This is a genomic window from uncultured Campylobacter sp., from assembly GCF_937890585.1.
In the GTDB taxonomy this organism is placed as follows: domain Bacteria; phylum Campylobacterota; class Campylobacteria; order Campylobacterales; family Campylobacteraceae; genus Campylobacter_A.
In genome coordinates, this window is the sequence record NZ_CALACG010000068.1 from 1 (window position 1) to 5803 (window position 5803).

Below are 5803 nucleotides of genomic sequence, written 5' to 3' on the forward strand. Positions count from 1 at the left end.
ACTTAGCATCGTGCCAAACGACAAACTCAAAAAACAGCTTAGCACAATTAGTTTTTATTATGACAAGAAAGAGCGTTATTTGCTCTTGCCAAAAGAGAATATTAAAAAAGAGTTTGGCTTTAGCCCTGACTTGGCGGACGCTTTAGCATTGACCTTTTTTGATCCACTACCGGCAAAGACTAACACAATCAACTACGATGACGGAGGCGTTTGGTGAAAGAGTGTCAAAATTGGGTAGATTTGAGAAAACAAATCGAGTATATTTCAGAAAATATCGACGTAAGTTTAATTAGAAAGGTGGCAACACTTGATGATGAGGCTTTGCGTCTTTGTTTTTGTGTGATGATTTGTGAGTGGCTTAAGGGGGTAAAATTTATCCCTACAAAACAAGCTAGAGTAAAACTTGCAACGGCTCTAAAAGAAAAAGGGGTTGATAAAAAACGAGTGAAAGAGCTAACAAATGTCAGCAGAAGCACAATTTACAGAGTAGGACACGAAAATGACGAACGATGAGAGAATAAGCTACCTCGAGGAGTTAGTGCAAACAGCATACAATGGCTATGCGGAATATAAGCCGTTTTTTGACAAGCTAAATGATGCGTATTTGCTTGTGTTAGAAAGCGAGCAGTATAACAGCCTCAAAGAGAGAAATAAAAGCAAAAACTACATACCAAAGCTCAACTCAAAAGCAAAAAGGATATATGACGGCCTAACCGAAACATATTTCAACAATGACACATTTGCAAAGCTAGAGCCATACATAAACTCAACGCATGATGTGATCGACAAGTGGCAAGAGGCGCTAAATTTCTATTGCGACAAGATAAATTTGTATAAGATTTTTTCGCCTATCTTTTTAAAAGCTGCTTTCTCGGCAAGCTCGGTAGTAAAAGTGTTTTGGGCAAAAGATGAAGCAAAGATAGAGGAAGTGGATATAAACGACATCTATTTTGACCCTGATGCCAAAAATACAGATGACATCCGCTATATCGTGCATATAATTTACCTCACGACAAACGACATCAAAAAGTTAATCAAGAATAAAACTTTTAAACAAATTGATCTAAGCGAGAACAGACCTTATGAGAGAATTTGCCTAAATGAAATTTATGAACTAAATGATGAGAAATGGAGCGTTAGCACGCTTTACAATAGCGAACTACTAAGAGATAAAGTAGAACTAAAAGACGGACAGCCATTTATTTTTGGCTATATGCTGCCACAAACAAAACGCAATACTGATCAAACGTTTGTCTGCGCCTATGGTGAGCCAGCTCTTGCTTCGTTGCTACCTTTACAAGATGAGCTAAATGCTATTAGAAACTCAATTACAGATGTAACAAGAAACCAAGCAACGCCAAAGATCATTTTTAACCGAAGTGCAAGTATATCAAGGGCTGATTTAGAGCGCCCAAGTGGTGCGATTTTTACCGATAGCCCAGCAGACATCAAGATAGTACCGCCTGGCGACATCAACGCTTCAATGGCTACACTTCAAGTGATCGAGCAGGAGATGAGCGAAGTTAGCGGAGTAAGCCCACAGCAAAATGGAGCACCAACAACTAGGCAAGAAACAGCGACAATGGCGTCAATTATGGCAAATGAAGGTAGCGTAAGGCTTCAAGGGTATATAAGAACCTACAATGAGACCTTTTTTGAACCTATATTTGAACGCCTTGCATTCTTAGTTTGGAAATACGGCGACCCATTGTTTTTTGCAGGCTTTAACCGCGGAGAAGTACCGAGCTTTAACATCAACCTAAACACTGGTATAGGCGCGCTAAATAAAGAGGTGCAGAAAAAAAGCCTAATGGATGCAAGCCAAGTAATAGCAGCTCAATTTGGCATGTGCTTACAGCTCCAAGACGGCGAGGGTGCAAATAGAATGAAAGAAGCAAACGAGAAAATCTTATTAGAGCTATTGCCACTATATGGCATAAAAGACCCTGAGAATTTTATCGGAAAGGAGAGTGAGTTTGTTAAACGATTTAAGCCACAGGCTATTTTGCCAAGCGTGGCAAGCCTTGACGCAGAAGCAGGAGCTTTATCAGCTGACGCAATGCCAAGCGTTTAGAGCTTTTTCAGAATATCTATTAGGGCTTTATGCGGCAAGTGTGACCGCTAGCCAAAATGAAAAGAACAGCGATGAAATGAGGTTAAGGGCGATCGAGAGCATAAAAACACTTGAAAGTCTTTTAAGTTTTTTTGAAAATTACAAAGAGGAGTAATAAATGACAGAGCAAGAAGCACTAAATGAATTAGTAAGTATCATAAATGGTGACGAGCAGGTAGAGCCTGAAACAAACGAAGTGGCGCAAGAACCACAAGAACAGCCAGCAGAGCAACCAATAGTAGCAGAAGAGCCAAAAAAAGAGGAGCTTAATATCGAGGATATTAAGCAAGCAATGGCTGAAGCGCTAGCAGCAAAAGAGCAACCGCAAGAGCCATCACAACCACAGCTTGCCCCTGAAAAACAAGCACTACTTGATAGTTTAGGTCTTGGAAACCTTGACGCCTTAAAAGCTCAAATGGATCAAATCTCGCAAGCTCAAGCAGCGCAAGCGGAGGAAGCTAGACGTCAAGCAGTCTTTGACAAAAACCTAGCAGAGTTTAAAAAAGACTACCCAACAATACGCCCTGATGATCTAGCCCAGTTTGCAAAAGCTCACGGCATGAGTGATCTACTTGGTGAAAATTACGTTGGCTGGAAAGCAGTAGCAATGGGAATGATCAATGTAGCAAAAAGCAAAGAGAAGCCAGACGAAATTTTAAGCGGCTCAAATGCAAGCAGTGAGTTATCGGCGTTTGATAGAGCCAAAAAGGGCGAGAACGTGAGCGACGTAGAATATGGCGCAGAGCTTTTGAAATTAGCAGGGCTATAAGGAGGAAAAAATGAGTTGGGATTGGGGCGGAAGCAATATAACACAAGGGGCTGGCAAAAATGGCGGTGGCTTTTTAAGCTGGCTTGGTGGCGGTGACGCTGGAGGCGTGCCTAATTGGCTAACAGCATTAGGAACTGGTGGCGCACTATGGAGCGCTTACAACCAAAACAAAGCAGCAAAACAAGCGTTTAAGCTAAATAAAGATGCTTATGATTTCAATAAGATGCTTTCACAAAGACAGCTACAAAGAGAAAATCAAGCAAATCAAAATTTAGTCAATGCTTGGAACGCATCAAACTTTCATAAACAACAAGAGGAAGAGGCTTATTAATTTAAGCCTCACAAAAAGGAGCAAAAATGCCATATTTTAACCCAAATAAAGTAGACTTTAACTATAACACCAACACAATAGACGCAGTAGGCGCAACTGGTAGAGCGTTATGGGATATTTACCAAGACAGCGTAAGAAACAACTTCACAAAACAGAAATTAGCAGAGGAGAATAGATCAAATTTAGCAACCGAGCAAAATAATATAGATAGGCTAAACGAAAACATACGCCATAATATATCAACCGAAACTGAAACAGCAAACAATAACACCATAAATCAAGGTTTCAAGCGTGACGAGCTTGGGTTAAAAGGGCAAGAGTTAGGGCTAAAAGCAAACAAGTATCAAAACGATGCCTACCACAATCAATTAATGGCGAATATTGCTATGCAAAATGCAAACACAAACGCAAATAGACTTAATTTTGACGTGCAAAAATATAATAGTGGGCTAAATAGTGATAGTTTAGAAACCAATTTGGCTTTTGAGAAGCTAGGGGCAAAGTTGCCTGATTGGACAGAAAATATGTCTCCGCAAGAAGTGCAAGCTTACAAAAAAGCGGTTATAAACGTAGAGACAAATAAAGCTTTAAATGGAGCAAGTGGGTCTCTTGTGGATAGAAAACAACTAGCACAAAAATCAGTGCAAAATTTAAGCGACCTAAAAACACTGCTTGATAGCCTAAAAAGGGCGAAAGAAAAATATAGCTCTACAAACACTGGGTGGCTTGATACTGCGTTGCATAGCGGGGCAAAATATTTGGGCTTTGACGGCAAGCAAATGAACGATTTTAGATCTGCTCTAAACAACGCAATGCTTTTTGCAAAAGGCGTGTTTGGTGACGGCAAGATGTCAAATTTGCAATATCAGCAACTCATAAATAGTTTCCCAACTGGGGATGAAACAAGCGATAAGGCTTTTGTTTCAAATTATGACGCCACTCTTGACGCGTTGGGGTCATACTATAAAAATACAGTTGAACAAATGCAAAATGGGGGCGTTAATATGAGAGAGTTTGAAGGAATGCTCCCAGAAATACAGTCACAGATTAACGAGCTTTACTACAACCCAAGAGGTGAGCCTAAAAAACAAAAAAACTCACCTCAAGAAGGACGAAGTCTTGGGGCAAACCAAAACAACTCACAAAGAAATTACATAGACGCAAAAACACTTGGCATAAATTTTAGATAGGAAAATAAAAATGGCTTGGATAAAAATACCTGAAAACAAAACCGAAATGCAAATAGGCGGCAACTGGGTAAAAATACCTAGTGGCATGAAAGAGGTTGAGATACCTGATAATTTATTGGGCGCACAACCAGCAACAAATAGCGCACCAACTTATGCGCCGCCTGCTCCTGATATGAGCAAAGCAGTAGATGCCACACCAAAAGAGAAAACTTGGCTACAAGAGGCTAGCGATGTGGCAGATAAATTTTCGCCACTTGGCATTATAAAAGGCGTTGGCAAAGAGATTGGGGGAATGCTTGATTATTACCATTACGACGGAGCAAGTGGTGAAGCCCTAGAAAAGAAAAAGGCTACTGAAGCACTAGCACGAGCAAAACATGCAGGCGATGATAGAAATATTTTGTCTCAAATGGCAGGTTATGAAGACAAAGAAAAAGCAGTAAAAGAAAGAACTGAAAATTTGCTCTACAACTGGGCTACAAAAAATAACTATGACGATGTAAGAGAGGCAAACGGCAAATATTACTTGCAAAAAGGAGATAAATTTATCCCAGTAGATGAGCCTGGTATCGGTGATAGTCTTTCAACATATCTAAATGAAATGGGCGTGCCTATGGGTGCGATAAGCGTAGCTTCAGCCCTTTTGCCAACCAAAAAACTAAGCACAGCACAAAAAGCTATAAGCACAGCATTAGCAACAGCTGGAGCAAGTGGAGCTGGAGCGGCTATGGACTTAATGGCCGATAAAAGAATACTTGGCGATGAGATGATAAATGGCGATGATTATTTAAAACACGCTTTGCGTGGAGCAAGTGATGACGCTTTGATCTCAGGCCCGCTTGCAACAATGACATCTCCAGCAGTAAAAGAAGCACTTAAAAAAGGAGTTAGCAAGGCTAGTGATTATTCAATAGTAAAACCAGTTGCAAGATACGTGATAAATGACAATATTGGCGGAGCCGAAAAAGCAATAATGGATAAATTAGGCGGAGAAGCAAACGCAGCAACAGCTCAAAATTTATCTAAAGAAGCTCTTGATGAAGATATGTATAAAGCTCTACTAAATGATGATAAGACTTACACTTTACCAAATGTTGGCAATGAGAAGGAGCAAAAGTGCATCAACTATGTAAATGAAAAAATTCTCGCTCCAGCCCAAAAAACAACAAGAGATATAATAAAGGGCGAGGGGACAAGAGAGCGAGAAATGGATCTATTTTTAACTGCTCTTGGTAACGACGCTAAGGGGGCAGATATAATTGCCGATGCAGTTGCGAGAGATCCAAAGAGCTTTTCAAAAATCTATAAAATGTCAAGCTACTTAAATGCAGATGCCAAAAATACCCTTTTAAATATGGTAGATAAGAAAAAGACCGCTGACATTTTAAGCGGATATGAGA

Annotated in this window: 6 protein-coding genes and 1 pseudogene; all 7 read left to right on the forward strand. The window is 40.1% G+C overall.

The window, feature by feature from the left end; all coding sequences use genetic code 11:
• Window positions 1-217: hypothetical protein (locus Q0296_RS01755; protein ID WP_366939717.1), on the forward strand; the 217-nt coding region annotated here is incomplete at its 5' end.
• A 23-nt stretch (window positions 218-240) separates the two neighbouring features.
• Window positions 241-513: a hypothetical protein gene (locus tag Q0296_RS01760; protein WP_141090579.1), complete on the forward strand. Its 273-nt coding sequence runs from the start codon at window positions 241-243 to the stop codon at window positions 511-513.
• Window positions 500-2074: a phage head-tail adapter protein gene (locus Q0296_RS01765; RefSeq protein ID WP_298035922.1), complete on the forward strand. Its 1575-nt coding sequence runs from the start codon at window positions 500-502 to the stop codon at window positions 2072-2074. Before Q0296_RS01760 ends, Q0296_RS01765 begins: the two co-directional genes overlap by 14 nt.
• A 157-nt stretch (window positions 2075-2231) precedes the next feature.
• Window positions 2232-2882 (forward strand): HIT family hydrolase, encoded by a 651-nt coding sequence (locus Q0296_RS01770; protein WP_298035924.1) that lies wholly within the window; start codon window positions 2232-2234, stop codon window positions 2880-2882.
• Window positions 2883-2892: 10 nt separating this feature from the next.
• Window positions 2893-3213: a hypothetical protein gene (locus Q0296_RS01775; RefSeq protein ID WP_180995824.1), complete on the forward strand. Its 321-nt coding sequence runs from the start codon at window positions 2893-2895 to the stop codon at window positions 3211-3213.
• A 26-nt stretch (window positions 3214-3239) separates the two neighbouring features.
• Window positions 3240-4403 carry a hypothetical protein gene (locus Q0296_RS01780; RefSeq protein ID WP_298035928.1) on the forward strand — a complete coding sequence of 388 codons (1164 nt, stop codon included), beginning with the start codon at window positions 3240-3242 and terminating at the stop codon, window positions 4401-4403.
• 10 nt (window positions 4404-4413) lie between these two features.
• Window positions 4414-5803: pseudogene (locus Q0296_RS01785) on the forward strand (hypothetical protein); the annotation flags it as partial.